The sequence below is a fragment of the Aeromonas popoffii genome, assembly GCF_000820025.1.
GTDB classification, from domain to species: domain Bacteria; phylum Pseudomonadota; class Gammaproteobacteria; order Enterobacterales; family Aeromonadaceae; genus Aeromonas; species Aeromonas popoffii.
In genome coordinates this window covers 1,900-4,155 of the sequence record NZ_CDBI01000003.1, presented here as the reverse complement: position 1 = coordinate 4,155, position 2,256 = coordinate 1,900, and the positions used below count along the sequence as shown (strand labels likewise).

Annotated in this window: 2 protein-coding genes and 1 pseudogene; 1 reads left to right on the top strand and 2 read right to left on the bottom strand. The window is 53.9% G+C overall.

What is annotated here, in order from left to right; translation table 11 throughout:
- Both BN1129_RS22975 and tapM read right to left on the bottom strand, forming a co-directional pair.
- A pseudogene (locus BN1129_RS22975) lies at positions 1-67 on the bottom strand (fimbrial protein); the annotation flags it as partial.
- A complete protein-coding gene (gene tapM / locus BN1129_RS00605; protein WP_157013211.1) occupies positions 55-1,128 on the bottom strand; it encodes a PilM family type IVa pilus assembly protein TapM in 1,074 nt (357 codons plus the stop codon). The pseudogene BN1129_RS22975 and the gene tapM, both read right to left, overlap by 13 nt.
- A gap of 285 nt (positions 1,129-1,413) precedes the next feature.
- On the opposite strand from tapM, the gene BN1129_RS00600 reads away from it, so the two are divergent.
- A partial coding sequence (locus BN1129_RS00600) for a transglycosylase domain-containing protein (protein ID WP_209418463.1) occupies positions 1,414-2,256 on the top strand: 843 nt, incomplete at its 3' end.

Genomic DNA, 2,256 nt, shown 5'->3' with positions numbered 1-2,256 from the left:
CACCGAACTGCTTCTTCTGCCGCTGGGCTCTGGCTTCACGCCAGGGGAGGAGGTTTATATTTGACATGGAGTGAAGCTCCTCATTGCCAGACCCAGCGCCGTCATGTATTTGGCACCATGAGCGAGTCCCCCCTCCCCTTTGGGTTTACCAAACAAAGCGAAAGGATCGGGATGCAATACTTCACAGCTGAGTTCATTGCGGACCTGAGCGACAAGCCCGGGTATCAGACTGCCACCGCCAGTCAGCACCAGCTTGGATAGCTCCCTGTGTCCGGAGGAGCTGCAAAACAGCTGAACGTTACGCCTGATTTGTTGCAACAAGGCATTGATATAGGGTAATAACACGTCCAGTTCATAGTCGGCAGGCAGAGTGTCCTTCATCTTGGCAAGCTCAGCCTCCTCCAGACTCATTTGATAGAAAGAGGACAATGCCTGGCTATATTGATCACCGCCAAAGTTCTGAATTCTTGAATACGTTGTCTGACCTTTGATTAACGCAACAAACGTCATTGCGCTGGCGCCAATATCGATAACACCGACCGGTTTTTCCCAGGTAAGCAAATCAGGCAGACAGGCGAGTACGGCGCGGCCCAAAGCATGCGCTCCAACGTCCACCACCTTGGTGATCATCCCGGCTTCCGCCAAGGCGGTGACTCGACCACTCACGCTCTCGGTGCGGGCCGCACTCAGCAGTACCTCCTGACGATCCTGATCATTGACCATGCCGATGATTTCAAAGTCCAGGCTCACTTCGTCGAGGGGAAAGGGAATTATCTGCTCTGCTTCCTGTTGGACCTGATTTTCCAACTCGTTTTCGCTGAGGCGCGTATCAACCTGAATGACCTTGGTGATCACATTGGAACCCGTGACAGCCGTTGCCGCATATTGGCTGTTGCCACTGATAAGACGCTTGAGGGTTTTGAGAGACTGGCTGACCCGTTCTATGTCCTGCAATTGATAATCGACCAGCGTCCCCTTGGGGGTCGCCACTTCGGCCACAGATTCGAAATGCAGCTTGCCAAGGCGCCCGGTGATAGTGACGGCCTTGATGGTCTGGCTCCCAAAATCAATGCCCGCCAAGGGCAACACGTAACCTTTACTGAATAGCCCAAACATATACACGTCCATGCGTTATTGGGTTTTAGAAGTGATTGCAAGACAGCCAATCAGCTGATGATGTCTTAACTCATCCTAAATACTATATCTATCAATATCATAAAGTTTACGCCAAAAAGTGATGCACTTCGCTTTCTTGTCGCGCTGGCCTCCTCTTGGTTATTGAGCCACAGAATGCTAACCTCCCGCCTCTTCTCGGGGAGCCTGACTGCTGACAGGAAAACCTCGAATTCCCTGAGGCAAAAGGGCTATACTCTGCGCCCGTTGGCTAATTTTAAGACGATTGGTAGTTCTTCCATGCTGAAATGGCTCGTACGCCTGTTTATTGTCATGATGCTGGGTGCTGTGCTGGGTGTTGCCAGCCTCATCGGTATCTACTTCTACATCAAGCCCCAGTTGCCCGATGTGACCGCGCTGCGCGACGTCAAGCTGGCCACCCCGATGAAGGTGTACAGCCGGGACGGGGAATTGATCTCCCAATTTGGCGAAATTCGTCGTATCCCGCTGCATTTGGATGAAATACCCCAGTCCATGATAGACGCAGTGCTCGCGACCGAGGATGCCCGCTTCTATGAGCACCCGGGCATAGATCCGATCGGTATCATTCGAGCGGCTACTGTCTGGGCCGTCTCCGGCCATGCCCGTCAGGGCGCCAGTACCATCACCCAGCAGGTCGCCCGTAACTTCTTCCTGAGCAATGAGAAGACCATAGTACGCAAGATCAAGGAGGTATTCCTGGCCTGGCGTATCGAGCAGAATCTTTCCAAGGACGAGATACTGCAGCTCTACCTCAACAAGATACCGCTCGGTTATCGCGCGTTTGGGGTAGGTGCAGCCGCTCAGGTCTACTTCGGCAAAGAGGTCAAAGACCTGACTCTGGACGAGATCGCCATCATAGCCGGCCTGCCAAAGGCACCGTCCATGTTGAACCCGATCCGCTCACCGGAGCGCGCCTTCGCCCGTCGCAACGTGGTGCTGGGTCGCATGCTGGAAACCGGCAAGATCACCAGGGCCCAATATGACGAGGCCTCCAAGATGCCGATCAAGGCCCGTTTTCACGGCGCCGAGATAACCCTCAATGCCCCTTATCTGGGGGAGATGGTGCGCCAAAAGATGGTGGAGCAGTTCGGTGAAGATGCC